Source organism: Variovorax stachyos (assembly GCF_051400855.1).
Classification (GTDB): domain Bacteria; phylum Pseudomonadota; class Gammaproteobacteria; order Burkholderiales; family Burkholderiaceae_C; genus Variovorax.
The window spans coordinates 444,752-460,613 of record NZ_JBLFFN010000001.1; the positions used below are offsets into that span (position 1 = coordinate 444,752).

General features: G+C 66.4%; 18 protein-coding genes. 5 read left to right on the forward strand and 13 right to left on the reverse strand.

Annotated features, from left to right (window positions below; genetic code table 11):
* Positions 1–5 precede the first annotated feature (5 nt).
* From ACMGEZ_RS02190 to ACMGEZ_RS02245, 12 genes are all read right to left on the reverse strand, one after another.
* Positions 6–1,379, reverse strand: coding sequence for a TadA family conjugal transfer-associated ATPase (locus ACMGEZ_RS02190; protein WP_436820596.1), 1,374 nt, complete (start codon positions 1,377–1,379; stop codon positions 6–8).
* 48 nt (positions 1,380–1,427) lie between these two features.
* Positions 1,428–2,579, reverse strand: coding sequence for a CpaE/TadZ family protein (locus ACMGEZ_RS02195; RefSeq protein WP_436820597.1), 1,152 nt, complete (start codon positions 2,577–2,579; stop codon positions 1,428–1,430).
* A gap of 14 nt (positions 2,580–2,593) precedes the next feature.
* Positions 2,594–3,043, reverse strand: coding sequence for a TadE/TadG family type IV pilus assembly protein (locus tag ACMGEZ_RS02200; RefSeq protein ID WP_436820598.1), 450 nt, complete (start codon positions 3,041–3,043; stop codon positions 2,594–2,596).
* Entirely contained in the window at positions 3,040–3,498 is a 459-nt protein-coding gene (locus ACMGEZ_RS02205) for a TadE/TadG family type IV pilus assembly protein (protein WP_436820599.1), read from the reverse strand. Before ACMGEZ_RS02205 ends, ACMGEZ_RS02200 begins: the two co-directional genes overlap by 4 nt.
* Before the next feature lie 9 nt (positions 3,499–3,507).
* The gene (locus ACMGEZ_RS02210) at positions 3,508–4,698 is read right to left on the reverse strand and encodes a pilus assembly protein TadG-related protein (RefSeq protein WP_436820600.1); all 1,191 of its coding nucleotides are present in this window, start codon (positions 4,696–4,698) and stop codon (positions 3,508–3,510) included.
* 151 nt (positions 4,699–4,849) lie between these two features.
* Positions 4,850–5,065 (reverse strand): Flp family type IVb pilin, encoded by a 216-nt coding sequence (locus tag ACMGEZ_RS02215; RefSeq protein ID WP_436820601.1) that lies wholly within the window; start codon positions 5,063–5,065, stop codon positions 4,850–4,852.
* A gap of 122 nt (positions 5,066–5,187) precedes the next feature.
* Entirely contained in the window at positions 5,188–5,484 is a 297-nt protein-coding gene (locus tag ACMGEZ_RS02220) for a hypothetical protein (RefSeq protein ID WP_436820602.1), read from the reverse strand.
* Between the two features lie 19 nt (positions 5,485–5,503).
* Complete coding sequence (locus ACMGEZ_RS02225) at positions 5,504–7,009, reverse strand: type II and III secretion system protein family protein (RefSeq protein ID WP_436820603.1); 1,506 nt, start codon at positions 7,007–7,009, stop codon at positions 5,504–5,506.
* Positions 7,010–7,032: 23 nt separating this feature from the next.
* Positions 7,033–7,878, reverse strand: a complete 846-nt coding sequence (gene cpaB / locus ACMGEZ_RS02230; protein WP_436820604.1) for a Flp pilus assembly protein CpaB — start codon at positions 7,876–7,878, stop codon at positions 7,033–7,035.
* A 45-nt stretch (positions 7,879–7,923) separates the two neighbouring features.
* Positions 7,924–8,508 carry an A24 family peptidase gene (locus ACMGEZ_RS02235; RefSeq protein ID WP_436820605.1) on the reverse strand — a complete coding sequence of 195 codons (585 nt, stop codon included), beginning with the start codon at positions 8,506–8,508 and terminating at the stop codon, positions 7,924–7,926.
* 57 nt (positions 8,509–8,565) lie between these two features.
* On the reverse strand, positions 8,566–8,712 hold the full coding sequence (locus tag ACMGEZ_RS02240; RefSeq protein WP_436820606.1) for a hypothetical protein: 147 nt from the start codon (positions 8,710–8,712) through the stop codon (positions 8,566–8,568).
* 339 nt (positions 8,713–9,051) lie between these two features.
* Positions 9,052–9,267: a hypothetical protein gene (locus tag ACMGEZ_RS02245; protein ID WP_436820607.1), complete on the reverse strand. Its 216-nt coding sequence runs from the start codon at positions 9,265–9,267 to the stop codon at positions 9,052–9,054.
* Between the two features lie 278 nt (positions 9,268–9,545).
* Between ACMGEZ_RS02245 and ACMGEZ_RS02250 the strand changes: the two genes are divergently transcribed.
* From ACMGEZ_RS02250 to ACMGEZ_RS02270, 5 genes are all read left to right on the forward strand, one after another.
* Positions 9,546–10,343 (forward strand): IclR family transcriptional regulator, encoded by a 798-nt coding sequence (locus ACMGEZ_RS02250; RefSeq protein WP_436820608.1) that lies wholly within the window; start codon positions 9,546–9,548, stop codon positions 10,341–10,343.
* A complete protein-coding gene (locus ACMGEZ_RS02255) occupies positions 10,340–11,341 on the forward strand; it encodes a tripartite tricarboxylate transporter substrate binding protein (protein ID WP_436820609.1) in 1,002 nt (333 codons plus the stop codon). Before ACMGEZ_RS02250 ends, ACMGEZ_RS02255 begins: the two co-directional genes overlap by 4 nt.
* Before the next feature lie 30 nt (positions 11,342–11,371).
* Positions 11,372–12,817 carry an acylating sulfoacetaldehyde dehydrogenase gene (gene sauS / locus ACMGEZ_RS02260; protein WP_436820610.1) on the forward strand — a complete coding sequence of 482 codons (1,446 nt, stop codon included), beginning with the start codon at positions 11,372–11,374 and terminating at the stop codon, positions 12,815–12,817.
* On the forward strand, positions 12,814–14,328 hold the full coding sequence (locus ACMGEZ_RS02265; protein WP_436820611.1) for an AMP-binding protein: 1,515 nt from the start codon (positions 12,814–12,816) through the stop codon (positions 14,326–14,328). Before sauS ends, ACMGEZ_RS02265 begins: the two co-directional genes overlap by 4 nt.
* Before the next feature lie 196 nt (positions 14,329–14,524).
* Entirely contained in the window at positions 14,525–14,905 is a 381-nt protein-coding gene (locus ACMGEZ_RS02270; protein WP_436820612.1) for a helicase SNF2, read from the forward strand.
* Positions 14,906–14,913: 8 nt separating this feature from the next.
* On the opposite strand, the gene ACMGEZ_RS02275 is transcribed toward ACMGEZ_RS02270, so the two are convergent.
* A complete protein-coding gene (locus ACMGEZ_RS02275) occupies positions 14,914–15,804 on the reverse strand; it encodes a LysR substrate-binding domain-containing protein (RefSeq protein ID WP_436820613.1) in 891 nt (296 codons plus the stop codon).
* Between the last annotated feature and the right edge of the window lie 58 nt (positions 15,805–15,862).

Below are 15,862 nucleotides of genomic sequence, written 5' to 3' on the forward strand. Positions count from 1 at the left end.
CCCCTCTATTCGTAGCGCTTGGTCGGGTCGAACATCGCATCCGGCAGCACGAAGCCGAACGCGCGCAGCCGCTCGGCGAACTTGGGCCGCACGCCGCTCGCCTGGAAGTAGCCCTGCACCTGGCCATCGCCGCCGACGCCCGTCTGCTTGAAGGAGAAGATTTCCTGCATGGTGACCACCTCTCCTTCCATGCCGGTGATCTCCTGGATGCTGGTGATCTTGCGCCGGCCGTCGATGAGGCGCAGGGCCTGGACGACCACCGTGATGGCCGAGGCGATCTGCGACCGGGCCGCCTTGTGCGGGAGGTTCAGGTTGGCCATGCCGATCATGTTCTCGAGTCGGGACAGCGCATCGCGCGGCGTGTTGGCATGGATGGTGGTGAGCGAGCCTTCGTGGCCGGTGTTCATCGCCTGCAGCATGTCGAAAGCCTCGGCGCCGCGCACTTCGCCGATCACGATGCGGTCCGGCCTCATGCGAAGGGCGTTGCGCACCAGCGCGCGCTGGGTGATCTCGCCCTTGCCCTCGATGTTCGAGGGGCGCGTCTCCATGCGGATCACGTGGGGCTGCTGCATCTGGAGCTCGGCAGCGTCCTCGATGGTGACCACGCGCTCGGTCTCGGGGATGTAGCCGGACAGGATGTTCAGCAGCGTGGTCTTGCCTGCGCCCGTGCCGCCGGAGATCAGCATGTTGATCTTGGACTTGCACAGCCCCTCGAGCATGAAGGCCATCTGCGGCGTCAGGCTCTTGAGGTCCTCCACGAGGTTGTCCATCTTGAGCGGGATGTGCGCAAAGCGCCGGATCGACATCATGGGCCCGTCGAGCGCGACGGGCGGGATCACGGCATTGACGCGCGAGCCGTCGGGCAGCCGCGCGTCCACCATCGGGCTCGACTCGTCGATGCGTCGGCCGACCAGGGACACGATCTTGTCGATGATGCGCAGCAGGTGCTTCTCGTCGGTGAAGGTCACGTTGGTGAGCTCCAGCTTGCCCTTGCGCTCGACGTAGATCTGCTCGTAGGAGTTGACCAGGATGTCGGAGACCGTGGGGTCCGCCATCAGCAGTTCGATCGGGCCGAAGCCCAGCATCTCGTGCTGGATGTCACGGATCAGCGTGCGGCGCTCGATGTCGTTCACGGCGGCCTGCTCGTCCTGCAGCAGGCGCGCGACCATGGTCGAGATCTCCTGCCGCAGCACCTCGGGCGCGAGCGTCTCCAGCGCCGCCAGGTCGAACTTGTCGAGCAGCTTCAGGTGCATGCGGCCCTTCAACGCCTTGTAGGTGTCGGAGGCAGCCTGGTTCTTGTAGGCATCGGCAGCGGGCTGGCCGGTCGGGCGCGCGATGGGTTCGATCGCGACGGCATCCAGAATTTCCCGGAATGACATGGTGTGGGGCCTTTGCGGGTTGAGGAAGGGCGTGCGCCGGAATGACGACTAGGCCCTGCGGAACAGGCGGCCGAAGAGACTGGGACTCTCTTCCTGCCGCGGGCTCAGCGAGAGTGCGAGATCGGCCAGCGTGCGGCTCACGGGATTCGAGCGCGACAGCTCGACGAGCGGAATGCCGCGGTTGATCGAGGTGTTGACCTCCTTGTAGCTTTCGGGAATCGTGAGCAGGCTCACGGCGCCCAGCGTGCGCCGGATGTCGGCGAGGCCGATCTCGCCGGCCTTCTCGAAGCGGTTGACGATCAGCTCGATCTTGTTCGCGGGATAGCCGAGCGACTTGAACACCGCCATCAGCCGGTTCGCGTTGCGGATGTGCGGCAGGCCGGGCTGCAGCACCGGGTAGATGCGGTGCGCGCGATCGAGCGCCCGGATCACGAGCGTATTGAGCACCCGCCCGACATCGAGCAGCACGAAGTCGTAGTGCGACATCGCCAGGGCCAGGATGGCATCGACATGCTCGGGTTTCACCTCCATGGCCTTCGAAGGATCTTCAGGCGCGGCCAGGATGCTGAAGCCGGGCGTGACCTTCACGGCACTGGCGGCCAGGAAGGAGGCGTCGAGCCGGGTAATGTCGTGCGCCACGTCTGCGATCGTCGAGCTGGGCCGGCCGTCGCTCACATACGAGAGCGCACCGCCGAATTGAAGATCCAGATCGATCAGCAGCACCGACTTGGACTCGGCCAGCTGCCAGCCGAGATTGGTCGCGAGGAAGGTGGCGCCGCTGCCGCCCTTGCACGACATGAAAGCCAGCGTCTGGCCGGTGGTCTGGCCACGCAGCCCGGCGAGCTTGGCCGCCATCCGGTTCACCGCGGCTTCGAGCGCGGGAGCGCTCACCGGCGAAGGCAGCACCTCGCGCACGCCGGCGCGCATGGAGTTGATCAGGAACTCCGGCGTTTGCATCGCGCACAGCAGGATGACCGAGATGCTGGGGTGATGCGTGGTGACGTATTCGACGAGTGCCAGCTCGTTGGGGTCGCAGCACATGCCGTCCACGACCATGAGGTCGGGCTGCTCCTGCTCCGCGACCTGGCGCATCCGGCTCCTGCCGCCCTCGACCAGCACGACGCCGTGCGACAGAGCCTCGAGGGTCTTGCTCATCTCCTGGAGATGATGGCTGTTGGGCGAAATGATGGCGATCTTCATCATGCAGTCCGTGGTTAAGAACAAACAGATGCGCTGTTGGGGTCTTGCCCCATGATTTCGCGCGGCAGATAGGTGGAAAAGCCCGGCATCGGGATCGGTGAATGCGTGCCGAATCCGATGGGCGAAATCCACTGGTAGTCGAGATCGACGATGCGGACATTCACGCCGCTGCAATTGGCAGCCGTACAGGTCGTGCTGACACTGCCTGCCGCGTCATACCAATCGATCGTGACGTTGTCTGCGGTCAGCTGAGGCAGGAACTTCTGCATGTTCGAAAGCACGACGGTGGCACCCTTGTCGCACACGACGGCCGCGCGAGCGCCCCAGCGCGTCGCTTCGGCGGCTGCGTTCCAGGTCCACAACATGCGCGCGAAATCCGTGATGCCCAGCAGGAAGGTCAGGAAGAGCATCAGGACCAGCGCGAACTCCACTGCGGTCGCGCCGGCTTGCCTTGTTCGATTCATGATTGACCCCGCATGGTGGCGCTGATGTCACCGAAGGGAATGTCCCCGTTCGCATCGCCGAAGCCGACCCCAAACACCCCGGTGATGAGCGGGCGGAACTTGTATCCGGTCACCATGATGGTCACTGCATTGATGGCTGGAGCGCTGCCCTGGAATTTCCAGGTCGGTGCGGGGACATGCGAGGTGCTCAGGCCGATGACCAATGGCGCGCCCTCGCCGGCCGGGTTGCCGTAGACCACGAGGTTCTTGGCGATCGTGACCTTGGCCGGGTCCGTCGTAGCAATCGACGGATCCTGAGTGGAAAGATAGCGAGAAGCGTCGCGCAGCGATTTCGCGATGGTGTTGTACTGGTACAGCGCCCGGCCGAACTCGGTGGTGATGAACGTCAGGATGAGCAGCAGTGGCAGGATGAGTGCGAACTCGATCAGCGCCACTCCGTTCTGCTTCTTCTTCATGCCGTTCTCCTACTGAACGAGCGTGGGGACCATGGGCCCGGTGGCGCCGCCGGCCAAGCCTGCGGTGGCACAGGGACTGCCGGCTGACTCCGCATCGCCGATGAACTCCAGCCACATCTTCGATTGCTTTCCGCTCGCGTTCTTCTCGAGCGGATGCAGCATCAGCATGCAGGCAAAGCCTTTCAGCGTGATGGACGGGCACTCGACCACCGCGGTCGTTATGACGCGTCGATTGGCGCCCTTGGTGTAGTCGGTGGAACTGAAGTTTCCCTGCGTCTTGAGGTTCTTGGTGTCGGGATTCTGGTTGTCCCCTTCATAGGGCGCGAATGCACCGCGCTTGGCAGCAAAGCCGTTCGGACCGGGGTCGTCATACCGGCCCGGCTTCGTCGCGGCAGCGCTGTCCGCATACCAGGCATAGCCGGTTTGATCGGGAGCGGCATCGGCCGGGCTCAAGCTCCCCTGGTAGATGCCGAAACGGGTGTTCCACGCTGCGACTGCTCCATTGGTCTTGCCTGCCTTGCCGACTTCTGTCGCCATGCCGGGAAGGCCGCATTGCCCACTGCTCGTCAGGAGATCCTTGATCTCGCGTGCCCCGCCGCCACTGCCGGAAAAGTCCACCCAGTGAAACTGGCCGGATTCCACGTCGTCGTTGGAGTTGGTCACGCCCTCGATCCATTCGCCCCGCGTGAACCCCCAGCCGGGCGCGGCCGACTTTTGGCAGATGCCGACCGGAACGAGGCAATTGGACTGGGACGGTGCCCGGGTCGCAACAGCAAGTGCGGCGACGCTCTGCGATGCGCCATAAGTGCCGTTTCCACTGAAGGCACTCAGGGCATGAAGGATCCATGGTGCGATGCCCGACTTCGTGTGCAGGCACTTGGCGTACTTGGCATTGGCTACCGGCGTGAAGGTATGGCTGTAGCTGCCGATCAGCGAGTCGCTGAACACGACGTCGGTCTCGGCGATGCCGGTCGCTGCGCCTTGAAAATTGATCTTGTTGAGATCGGCTGCGGTCTTGCCTGCACTGGTGGCCCGCGCCAATGCGTCACTGGCGCCGTCGAGCTCCTGCGCGGCAGACAGGGCGCAGCTGTCCAGTGCCGTCTGCAGCTCCGTCTTCACGACGAAGAGGCGGCCGAAATCCAAAGCGAGCCCCATGAAGCCAAGGAGAAAGAGGAGAACGAGTGCCACGGTAACGATCACGGCCCCGTCTTGCTTTTGTCGACTGCTCGCCCTGTGCATGGAAGACCTCTTTTGGAGATGAATCGATGAAGCGATGTGCTCGCATCCGAGGCAAGTGGACTTGAGCCTTGAAGGCCCAAGAGCCACCGCCATGGTTGCGATCTGATGCCGATCAGGGATTGCAGACGGCCATGTTGCCCGAGAGACAGGCAGCCACGCGCGTCACGAAGGTCGTGAAGTAGTTGCCGGTCGTCAGGCCGCTCAGCGCGACGACCAGGGCGATCGACACCACGGCGACGATCAGTGCGTATTCGATGACTTGCGCACCATCCTCTTCCTTGGCGAAAGTGGACATGAAGTTGCGTGCACGGATGATGAGTTGGTTCATTTTTTCACCTTTGAGATTGCGTTAAGAAAATAAAAAATCTTGCGTTGCTTCTTGGGTTGATTGAGTTCTATCTTTGCAAGGCGGCTCCTTTCTTTTCGAATTCAAGAATCGTTCGTGGCGGCCTAACGACCTCCACCGCCTCCACCACCACCGATCCCGCCACCAATGTTGATGACGTTCACCGCGGGCGGCGGCGCCTTGAAAGAGTCCTTGTAGCGAACCATCGTCTCCCGCGAGGCCCTGCCATCCATCCCGGTGACCGGGTCCGCGTTCTTGCCGGCTTCGGGATTGATGGTCATTTTTCTTTTGGCATCACGGACCGCATCGCCGAAGCGCGCGTCGTAGTTGGGAGTCGTCGTCGTCGAGCAGCCGGCCAAGAGGCCCGCGAGTGCTGCAATTGCAAGAAGCCTTTGGTTCATGACATCCTCCTAATTGGTTTCAGAAGCTGGAAGAAGCTGGAGCGGCCGGAGCCGGCGTGGCGCTCTCCAGCGCACCGTTCAGGTAGACCTCCGCACGGCTGGGCACCACGTGGTTGTCGGTGGGCAGCCGGGGCGAATCAACCAGCGGCTTGACCAGCCGCGGCGTGATCACGAACAGCAGTTCGGTCTGGTCGGTCTGGAACTCGGTGCTGCGCGCCAGCGCCCCCACCACCGGCACCTCACCTAGGCCGGGGAAGCGCTTGACCGTCTCGTTGACGTTGTTCTTGATCAGCCCCGCGATGACCAGGCTCTGCCCGTCATTGAGCTGCACCGTGGTGTCGGCCCGGCGCACCGTGAACGAAGGCAGCACCGCGGTCACGCCGTTGACGGAGGTGAAGGGCGAGCCGGTCTGCGACAGGTCCGACACCTCCGACACCATCTTGAGGTGCACCCGGCTGCCGCCCAGCACCGTCGGCGTGAACTTCACGCCGATGCCGAATTCCTTCTCCTCCAGCGTGATGGTGCCGAAGCCACCGGCGAGGTTGTTGCTTTGCGCCACCGGGATGAAGATCTTCCCGCCCGAAAGGAAGCTCGCCTGCTGGCCGCTGATGGCCATGATGTTGGGCTCGGCCAGGATCCGCACCAGGCCGTCGTCCTTCTGGCCGTCGATCGAGATCGCCGTCTTGCCGACCCGCAGCGCTTCCGCGAATGCACCGCCCCCGCTCAGGAAGTCCGAGATCAAGGTATAGGTGTTGGAGCCGGCGCTGGTGAACCTGCGCGCGGCGATGCTCGAGCCCAGCTTGTCCAGCAAGGTCTTGCTGACCTCCGCAATCTTCACCTCCAGCATCACCTGCTGCGGCGTCATCACGCGCAGCAGGTTCACCACCTTCTTGCCGTCGCTGCCGTACGCGGCGGCCAGGCTCATCACATCATCCAGCTTCATCGGATCGCTGATCTCGCCGGTGAGCACGATGGTCTTTTCCGCGCCCCTCACGCGGATGCCGCGCTCCTCGGGCATCACCTCGGCCAGCTTGGCCTGCAGCGCGCCGGAGTCGATCGTGACGATCACGTCCTTGATGAAGCAGGCACCGTCGGCGCTCTGCAGGACCACATTCATCGAGCCGGCGGTCTTGCCCCTGAAGAACAGGTCGGTGGGGCTGAGCAGCATTACCTCCATGTCGGCAACGCCGTCGCTTCCGCTGCCCTGGAGTGCGCCCGCCGCAGCTTGTGCGGCGCCGGCCGGCGGTGCGGCCGAAGCCCCTCGGCTGCCTCCCGGCTGGCCGCTCACCAGGATGCGCACCACCCGGGTCTTGAGCGGGATGACCGCGGACTTCCCGAGCGTCACATAGGTCGGCTGCTCGTCGGGCACGATGGAGCTGCAGCGGCGAGGAGCCGGTGCGGCACTGGCTGCCGGCGCGGCGGCCGCGGCAGGCGCCTGCACCGCGGGCGGGTTGTCCGCCGCGAAGGAGGAGCCGGCCCAGGCGAGCGTGGCGAGCGCCAGGGCGATTGTGGTCTTGCTGTGCACTTGGATTTCTCCTCGATGGCTTGCTAGAAGCAGGTGAGCGCGCGGCCCGAGTTCTGGATGACCTCGACGCACTCCACGGCAGGCAGGCTCGTGGGCTTGCCGGCAAAGACCCGCGGCTTCGGCGCAGCCGGGGCCGGGACCGTCAGCGACACGGGCAGGATCTGCTTCTCGCCGAACAGCTGGCTCTTGGTGATGCCGGCCGTCTGGACCTTGTCCTTGTCCACCTGGTTGCGCAGGACGAGGGACAGCGTGCCGACGCTGCGAGCCAGGTCGAGCTTCTCGGAGTCTTCGAGCGACAGCTCGAGCGTCACGGCGCTCACCACCTTGGGCTTGGTGTCGTCGCGGCCCGCTTCCTGCGCGACCGCCAGCACCAGCACGTGCTCGAGGACCGTCTTGCTGATCTGCCGGTTCTCCTCGCCCTTGCCCTTGTCCTGCTGAGCATTCACGACGACGTCGACGAAGTTGCCCGGCAGCGCGAATCCGGCGACGCCCACCACGTCGTTGACGCGCACCGTCATCGCCCGCTTGCCGGGAGAGATGACGGCGGACAGTCCGCCCTGCGTCCCGATCGGCGCGAGCTTGCCTTCGAGGATCGCCTCGCCGCGCAGCAGGCTGACCTTCGCGACCCGCTCCTGGACGTCCTTCATTTCCTTGAAGGCACCCACCGGCACCGAGCCGCTGGGCCAATCGATGGTCGACAGCATCTGCGGATTGATTCGGCTGCCCAGCTCGATGTCGACGACCGCGACGACCACCTTGTTGGAAGCGATGCTTCCTTGCCGCGTGACCCAGCCGCTCGCGTAGACCGCTGCGGCCAGGCCGGTCAGCAGTGCCAGGAACAAAAGACCCAATGCCTTGATATTTCTCATGAGATGCCTCGCTGAAAAGTGAGTGAGTGCCAGTGATGCGGCGGCCTAGGCGAGGCCCAGCTGCCGGCTCAGCACGTAGCCGATCGTTCCGACACAGATGCACACGCCGTAGGGAAGCCTTCCGACGGACTGGGGCGCATGCGTCCTGGCGTCCGGGCGCACGCCCGCCACGCTCAGGCTCACCAGGCTGAAAAGCACCTCCCAGGTGTTGCGCAGCATCTGGCCCAGGCGTCCCTTGGCCAGCGCAAGGCCGAGGGCACCGACGCCGCCGGCGATGAAGGCGTACAGCACCGCCGGCAAGGTCTCGTCCGCGCCCAGGAAGGCACCGACCATCGCCATCAGCTTCACGTCGCCCGCCCCCATCGCGTGCAGCATGTAAAGGGGCAGCAGCAGCACGAATCCGAGAAGCAGGCCGCCCGAGGCCATCAGGAGGGCCGCGCCGGGCGACACGGCGATGACGGTCTTGTAGATCAGCGCGAAGGCGGCCCCGCCGAAGGTCAGCCAGTTGGGAATGCGGTAGGTGCGGTAGTCGGTGACACCCGCAATGACCAGCAATGCAATGAGGACCGCGGTGCGCGGGTCGAAGACCAGCATCGCAAGGAGCTCGAGCAGCGCGTGAATTTCCTGCATTTGGCGACTTCTCTCTCGTCCGATCGACGGCGTATCAGGAGACCCGGCGACCGGGCCTCATGTGTTCTTGTTCCAGGCCAGGACCAGCAACATGCAGATGACGAGCACCAGCGAGCCGACCAGTGCGCATTCCATGAAGGAAGCGCCTGCCTCGCTTGTCAGCAGCTCGATCCCCATGGACGACAGTGATTCGCCGATTCGCATGCATCTCTCCAAGCCATTCCTCGGCAGCTCATCCGCCGGTCTCGCCGCCTGATGTCTTGCCTTGGGAATGACTGTAGATATGCAAACAAAGGTCTGCATGAGCGTGACGTCCTGACTTGCGCAGGACAGATCGCCCGCAGCAGCAGAGCTGCCGGGTATGACAAAACGCCTACTTAAGTACTCAGACGCGAGCGATCACGGCGAGGCGCGCAGCGGCGGCGCAGCGTGCCTGGGCCAAGGCGCGCCGGTGGGCAACGGAGAGAGCGGGAAGGCAGGGGAAGGGCGCGCCCGGGGCATCGGGCGCAGGCCCGTCAGGGCGGAGCCGCAGCGGCGGCGAGTTCAGCGAATGCTGACGCCGTACTTTCGCGACGGATGCGATCCGGCGTGGCCGTCGGATTCCTCCAGCGTGGCCAGCAGCGTGGTGGATTCCCTCACCCGCTCGCTCATGCGCTCGTTCAAGGGCTTCCAGCCGCGGTACATCGGCACCACGACCAGCCAGCCGATACCGATCACGCCTCCCAGGGCGCCCAGGTAGTGCCAATGCATGGGTTCCATCTGCGCGATCCCTCCAGTTCGTTGTTCGGCCCGGATGTCGCCGGACGAGCGCGCGAGTGTGCCGCTTCTGCGTCAATTCCGACTGCGACTTTGGTCGTATATGGGGGTCTTTCAGCTTACAAAGCCGCCGATTCCGAGAAGCTTTGCACAGGGATCGACCCTCGCGGCCACTCACGCTCGGGGCCAGCCCGGTTGACATGCTCCATTCCGGCACCTAGAGTTGTTCCAAATGTGCGAACGATGTTCCATTATTTAGAACATCAAACTCGGAACCCCATTTGGACTCCACGCTCGCCAAGGGCCTTGCCGCCCTCGAATGGATGGTGCGCCAGCAGCGCGACTGCCGCGTGACCGACTTGGCCCAGGCCTTCGGCAAGGCGCGCAGCAATGCGCACCGCACGCTGCAGACGCTGGTGGAATGCGGCTGGGCGGTGCAGGACCCGGCGACCAGCGCCTACCGTCCGAGCCTGCGCCTGTTCGAGCTCGGCTCGCTGGTGGCCGAGGTGGCAGACATCGGCGCACTGCTGCGCCCGCACCTCGCCGCGCTGGCGCAGGCCACGGGCGAGACCATCCACCTCGCGGCGCTCGACGGCGCGGAGATCGTCTACCTCGACAAGTTCGACAGCCCCCTGCCGGTGGCGGCCTACTCGCGCGTCGGCGGCCGGGCGGCGGCGTATTGCGTGGCTTCGGGCAAGGCGCTGCTGGCCGCGGCGCAGCTCGATGCGGCCGCGCTGCGCGCGCGCCTCGGCCCGCTGGCAGCGCACACGCCCAACAGCATCACCGACTACGACGCGCTCCGCGCCGAGCTCGAGCGCACCCGCATCCGCGGCTACGCCGAGAACCGCGAGGAATGGCGGCTCGGCGTCTGCGGGCTGGGCGCGCCGGTCTTCAATGCGCGCGGCGAAGCAGTCGCCGCACTGGGCATGAGCGTGCCCTCGATCCGCTTCGCGCGCACCCAGGCACGCGGGCTCGCCGAGCAGGTCATGGCCTGCGCGCGCGATGCCAGCACCACGCTGGGCTACCGGGTAGGCCCGGAGCCGATGAATACCACCCCGAAGAAAAGGAGACTGGAATGAATCGCTTCGCCCCCTGGCTGCGCACTGCCGTCCTCACGGCGGCCGCACTTGCCGCACCCTTCGCCACGCAGGCACAAGGGAGCAGCGGCAGCAACGGCCCCGACTACCCGAGCAAGCCCATCAAGCTGATCGTGCCCTACCCGCCCGGCGGCGGCACCGACGTGATTGCGCGCATCGTGCAGGAGCGGTTCCAGGCGCAGCTCGGCCAGCCCGTGGTCATCGACAACCGCGGCGGCGCGGCCGGCTCGATCGGCACCGAGATCGCGGCCAAGTCCGCGCCCGACGGCTACACGGTGCTGTTCACGCTCTCCTCGCACACCATCAATCCCGCGATCTACACCAAGCTGCCCTTCGACACGCAGAAGGACTTCGAGCCGGTCGCGATGGTGGCCTCGCTGCCGCAGATCCTGGTGGCCAACACCAGCTTCCCGGCCAACAACGTGGCCGAGCTGGTGAAGGTGGCCAAGGCCAAGCCGGGCTCGCTCTCCTTCGCGACGGTGGGCAACGGCTCGCCCGGGCACCTGGCCGGCGAGCTGTTCAAGCTGCGCACCGGCACCGAGATGACGCACGTGCCCTACCGCGGCGGCGGCCCGGCCGTGACCGACGTGATGGGCGGCCAGGTCCCGCTGCTGTGGGTGTCCATTCCCGCGGCGGCGCAGTTCGTCAAGGCAGGCAAGCTCAAGGCGCTGGCCGTCTCCACCACCAAGCGCAGCGCCGCCTTCCCCGACGTGCCGACCATGCAGGAAGCGGGCATCGCCGACTTCGAGGTCGACTCCTGGTACGCGATGTTCGTGCCCGCGAAGACGCCCAAAGCCGCGATCGAGAAGCTCAACCGCGTGGTCAACACGGTCGTGCGCGAGCCCGAGATCCGCGACAAGCTGCTGGCCCAGGGCAGCGAAGGCGTGGGCGGCACGCCGGAGCAGCTCGGCAAGGTGGTGGCGACCGAGATGGTTCGCTGGAACAAGCTCGCCAAGGAAGCCAGTATCAAAGTTGATTAAGCAGACTCCGCATCCTCATTTCTCACGCATATGGCAAACAACGCATCCCCCGAACCCACCGGCCCCACCGCGGAGCTCGTGGCCCGCGCGCGCGCGGCCCAGCGCATCTACGAGACCTGGTCGCAGGAACAGGTGGACATGGCGGTGGCCGCCGCAGGCTGGGCCATCATCGAGCCGAAGCGCAACCGCGAGCTGGCCGAGCTGGCGGTGGCCGACACGGGCATCGGCAACGTGGAAGACAAGGTCAGCAAGAACCATCGCAAGACCTTCGGCCTCTTGCGCGACCTGCGCGGCGCGCGCTCGGTGGGCGTGATCTCGGAAGACCCGGCGCGCGGCATCGTCGAGATCGCGCGGCCGGTGGGCGTGGTGTGCGCCGTCACCCCTTCGACCAATCCTGGCGCGACGCCGGCCAACAAGATCATCAACGCGCTCAAGGGGCGCAACGCGGTGATCGTCGCGCCCTCCCCCAAGGGTTGGTCGACGGCCGCGCGGCTCATCGAATTCATCCACGCGCAGTTCGACCGGATCGGCGCGCCGCGCGACCTGGTGCAGCTGCTGCCCTCCCCCGTCACCAAGCAGGCCACGAGCGAGCTGATGCGCCTGTGCGACCTGGTGGTGGCCACCGGCTCGCAGGCCAACGTGCGCGCGGCCTACGCCAGCGGAACGCCGGCTTTCGGCGTGGGCGCGGGCAACGTGGCCAGCATCGTCGACGAGACGGCGGACACGGCGCTGGCGGCCGATCGCATCGTGCTGTCGAAGACTTTCGACAACGCGACCAGTTGCTCGTCCGAGAACAGCCTGATCGTCGTCGACGCGGTGCGTGCGCCCATGATCGCGGCCCTCGAGGCGCGCGGCGCGGTGATGCTCGACGCGGCGCAGAAGAAGACGCTGCAATCATTGATGTGGCCCGAGGGCAAGCTCTCGGCTGCGGTGATCGGCAAGTCGGCGCGCGAGATCGCCGAGTGCGCGGCGGCGCAGGACGCCACGGGCCGCGCCGGCTGGACTGCGATCGCCGAGCGCCAGCCGCGCATCCTCATGGTGGCGGAGGACGGCGTGGGCCACGAGCATCCGTATTCGGGCGAGAAGCTGAGCCCCGTGCTCGCGGTCTATGCCGCCAAGGACTTCGAGGAAGCCGCTGCCATCGTCGATCGCATCTACGCCTACGAGGGCGCGGGCCACTCGGTGGGGCTGCACAGCGCCGAGCCGGAGCGCGCGATGCGCCTGGGCCTGACGCTGCCCGTGTCGCGCGTCATCGTCGACCAGGCGCACTGCATCGCCACCGGCGGCAGCTTCAACAACGGGCTGCCCTTCTCGCTGTCGATGGGCTGCGGCACCTGGGGCAAGAACAACTTCTCCGACAACATGAACTACCGGCACTACCTCAACATCACGCGCGTGTCGCGGCCGATCCCCGAGCGCGTGCCGAGCCAGGAGGAGATCTTCGGCGAGTTCTTCGCCAGGCACGGTGCCGAGTGACAGCCTCGACCGTTCGTGCCCTGATCGAGGCGCAGGCTGCGTGCCGGCCCGCGGCCGTCTATGCGTTGTCCACCGGGGGCGGCTCGCCACTGCACTACGCCGAGCTCGCGCAAGGATGCCGCAGCGTCGCGGCGGTATTGCGCCAGCATGGCGCGAAGCCGGGCGACACCGTCTCGCTCGTCATGCCCAACGGCCTGCAGACGCTGCGCGTGCTGCTGGGTGCGATGCATGCCGGCCTGTGCGTGAACCCGGTCAACCTGCTGTCGCAGCCTGAGCAGATGCGCTACGTGCTCGCGCATTCCGACTGCCGGCTGGTGTGCGTCGCGCCCGACTGGGAAGAACGCGTGCGCGCCATGCTGCACGACATCGAGCGGCCGGTGTCGCTGATGGTGGTCGAGCCCGAGGCCGCCGCCCTGCCGGGCGAGGCCGAAGCGCCCGCCATCAGCGAAGACCCCGCCCCGGCCGCCGATGACACGGCGCTGCTGATGTACACCTCGGGCACCACCGGCATGCCCAAGGGCGTGATGCTGAGCCAGCGCAACCTCGTGGCCAATGCGCAGGCCATCAGCGCCGAACATGGCCTGGGCCCTGCGGATCGCGTGCTCGCCGTGCTGCCGCTCTATCACATCAACGCCTTCGCCGTGACCATGCTGGCGCCGCTTGCGCATGGCGGCAGCTTGGCAATGCCACCGAAGTTCTCGGCCGGCCGCTTCTGGGAGCAGGCCGCGCAGGCCCGGTGCAGCTGGATCAACGTGGTCCCCACCATGATCTCGTACCTGCTCGAAGGCCAGCAGCCGCCGGCAATGCAGACCGCGGGCATCCGCTTCTGCCGCTCGGCCTCGGCCGCGCTGCCGCCCGAGCACCACCGCGCCTTCGAGCAGATGTTCGGCATCGGCATCGTCGAGACCATGGGCCTGACCGAAACCGCGGCGCCCTCCTTCTCCAACCCCATGGACCCTGCGAAGCGCAAGCTGGGCTCGGTGGGCCGCGCCTCCGGGTGCGAGGCGCGGGTGATCGATCAGCAGCTTGCCGAAGTGCCCGACGGCACGACTGGCGAGCTCGCGATCCGCGGGCCCAACGTGATGCTCGGCTACTACAAGAACGACGAGGCCACGCGCGCCAGCTTTACCCCTGACGGATGGCTGCGCACCGGCGACCTCGGGCACCGCGACGCGGACGGTTTCTTCTTCGTCACCGGGCGCATCAAGGAACTGATCATCAAGGGCGGCGAGAACATCGCGCCGCGCGAGATCGACGAGGCGCTGCTTGCCCACCCCGCGGTGCGCGACGCAGCCGCGGTGGGGGTGCCCGATCGCCACTATGGGCAGGAGGTCGGCGCCTGCGTGATCCTGCGCGAGGGCTGTACCTGCACCGAGGAAGAGCTGCGCGCGTACTGCGCGACCGCGCTCGGGCGCTACAAGTCGCCGGGGCACTACCGCTTCGTGGAGGAGCTGCCGCGCGGACCTTCCGGCAAGGTTCAGCGGCTCAAGCTGCTGCCGCTTTTCGAGTAGAGCGCACCGGGAGTTTGCTCGCAGTTGTATCCCAGTGTGTTCGTCGCCTTGGCGATTACACGTCAGTTCAAAAGTCGGGCTCGGTCGAAACATCGTCGATACATGCGCGCGCTTCAATAGCGGCACCCGCTCGAAAGGCGGGAATGACGATCCCCCACCGATTCGACATCCACCCTAGCCATTTGAAGGAACTGACATGAACACCACCTCGAAGATCATTGCCACAGCCGCTTTCTCGCTCTTCGCCGCTGCCGGCGCACAGGCCGAGACCTACCAGGGCGTGCATGCGCCGGTCTCGGCCAACAGCCGTGCCGACGTGCGCGCGCAGGCCGTCATCGCCGCACACAGCGAGAACCCGTACGCAGAAGGCGTCTCCTCGCGCGTCGCGCGTGTCCTGACGGCCTCCACCGACCGCGGCAGCGTGCGCAGCGAGGCCATCGCCGCCGCACACAGCGCCAACCCCTATGCCGAAGGCTACGGCCAAGGCGTGGTGCGGACGTCGCGCGGCAGCGTCGAGCGCGCCACGGTTCGCGCCCAGGCACGCAGCGCTGCCCACGGCGAGCAGTTGCCGCTGTAAGGCGCTGCTCAGCCTGCCGGATGTGCGGCCAGGAAGTCCACCAGGGCCCGCACAGCCGGCAGCATGCCGCGCCTCGACGGAAAGACGGCCTGGATCTCGCTCTCAGCGCAGCCCCACTCGGGCAGCACGCGGACCAGCCTGCCGTCGCCCAGCTCCTCGCGGCACAGGATCTCGGGGAGCAGCACCACTCCCAAGCCCTCGAGCGCCGCACGCTTGAGCGCGAACATGTCGCCGCAGACCAGCCGCGGCGCGTGCACCAGCTCGGCCGCTTCGGCACCGCGTCGAAGCAGCCATGCATGGCGCTCGCCCTCGGCAGGAAGCGAGAGCGTCGGCCATGCCTGGAGTCCGGGCACGTCCACCGGCATGCCCAGCTCACGCAGCAGCACGGGGCTGGCCAGCAGCACGTCGTGCGTGCGGCCCAGCGGACGCACCACGAGGCTCGAATCATCGAAGGGCGGGCGGCGCACGCGCAGCACCACGTCCATCGGCTCCTCGAGCGGGTCCACGCGTCGGTTGCTCACCGTGAGCAGCAGCCGCACGCGGGGATGCGCCTTCATGAAGGCCGGCAGCAAGGGAGTCAGCCAGAACTGCCCGAGCGTGAGGGGGCAGCTCACGCGCAGCACGCCCTGCGGCTGCGCCACCGCCTCCTGGATCAGCTCATGCGCCGACTCGCCCAGTGTCACGATCGCCTGGCAACGTTCATAGAAGCGCTCGCCGACCGAGGTCAGCACCAGCCGGCGTGAACTGCGCTGGAGCAGCCGCACGCCCAGACGCTCCTCCAGCAGCGTGATGCGCCGGCTCAGGCGCGACTTGGCCACGCCCAGCTGCCGGCTCGCCGCCGAGAAGCCCTGGTGCTCGACCACCTTGGCGAAGAACACCAGGTCATTGAAGTCTTCCATGTCTTCGGTGTCTCCTTGTGCCGCGATGATCGCCGGCCTGGCGTTCTCCCTGTGGAAC

Excerpts from the sequence above, each read along its gene's own strand:
- ACMGEZ_RS02190 (WP_436820596.1), bottom strand. The coding sequence starts at position 1,379 with ATGTCATTCCGGGAAATTCTGGATGCCGTCGCGATCGAACCCATCGCG.
- ACMGEZ_RS02195 (WP_436820597.1), bottom strand. The coding sequence starts at position 2,579 with ATGAAGATCGCCATCATTTCGCCCAACAGCCATCATCTCCAGGAGATG.
- ACMGEZ_RS02200 (WP_436820598.1), bottom strand. The coding sequence starts at position 3,043 with ATGAATCGAACAAGGCAAGCCGGCGCGACCGCAGTGGAGTTCGCGCTG.
- ACMGEZ_RS02205 (WP_436820599.1), bottom strand. The coding sequence starts at position 3,498 with ATGAAGAAGAAGCAGAACGGAGTGGCGCTGATCGAGTTCGCACTCATC.
- ACMGEZ_RS02215 (WP_436820601.1), bottom strand. The coding sequence starts at position 5,065 with ATGAACCAACTCATCATCCGTGCACGCAACTTCATGTCCACTTTCGCC.
- ACMGEZ_RS02220 (WP_436820602.1), bottom strand. The coding sequence starts at position 5,484 with ATGAACCAAAGGCTTCTTGCAATTGCAGCACTCGCGGGCCTCTTGGCC.
- cpaB (WP_436820604.1), bottom strand. The coding sequence starts at position 7,878 with ATGAGAAATATCAAGGCATTGGGTCTTTTGTTCCTGGCACTGCTGACC.
- ACMGEZ_RS02235 (WP_436820605.1), bottom strand. The coding sequence starts at position 8,508 with ATGCAGGAAATTCACGCGCTGCTCGAGCTCCTTGCGATGCTGGTCTTC.
- ACMGEZ_RS02240 (WP_436820606.1), bottom strand. The coding sequence starts at position 8,712 with ATGCGAATCGGCGAATCACTGTCGTCCATGGGGATCGAGCTGCTGACA.
- ACMGEZ_RS02245 (WP_436820607.1), bottom strand. The coding sequence starts at position 9,267 with ATGGAACCCATGCATTGGCACTACCTGGGCGCCCTGGGAGGCGTGATC.
- ACMGEZ_RS02255 (WP_436820609.1), top strand. The coding sequence starts at position 10,340 with ATGAATCGCTTCGCCCCCTGGCTGCGCACTGCCGTCCTCACGGCGGCC.
- sauS (WP_436820610.1), top strand. The coding sequence starts at position 11,372 with ATGGCAAACAACGCATCCCCCGAACCCACCGGCCCCACCGCGGAGCTC.
- ACMGEZ_RS02270 (WP_436820612.1), top strand. The coding sequence starts at position 14,525 with ATGAACACCACCTCGAAGATCATTGCCACAGCCGCTTTCTCGCTCTTC.
- ACMGEZ_RS02275 (WP_436820613.1), bottom strand. The coding sequence starts at position 15,804 with ATGGAAGACTTCAATGACCTGGTGTTCTTCGCCAAGGTGGTCGAGCAC.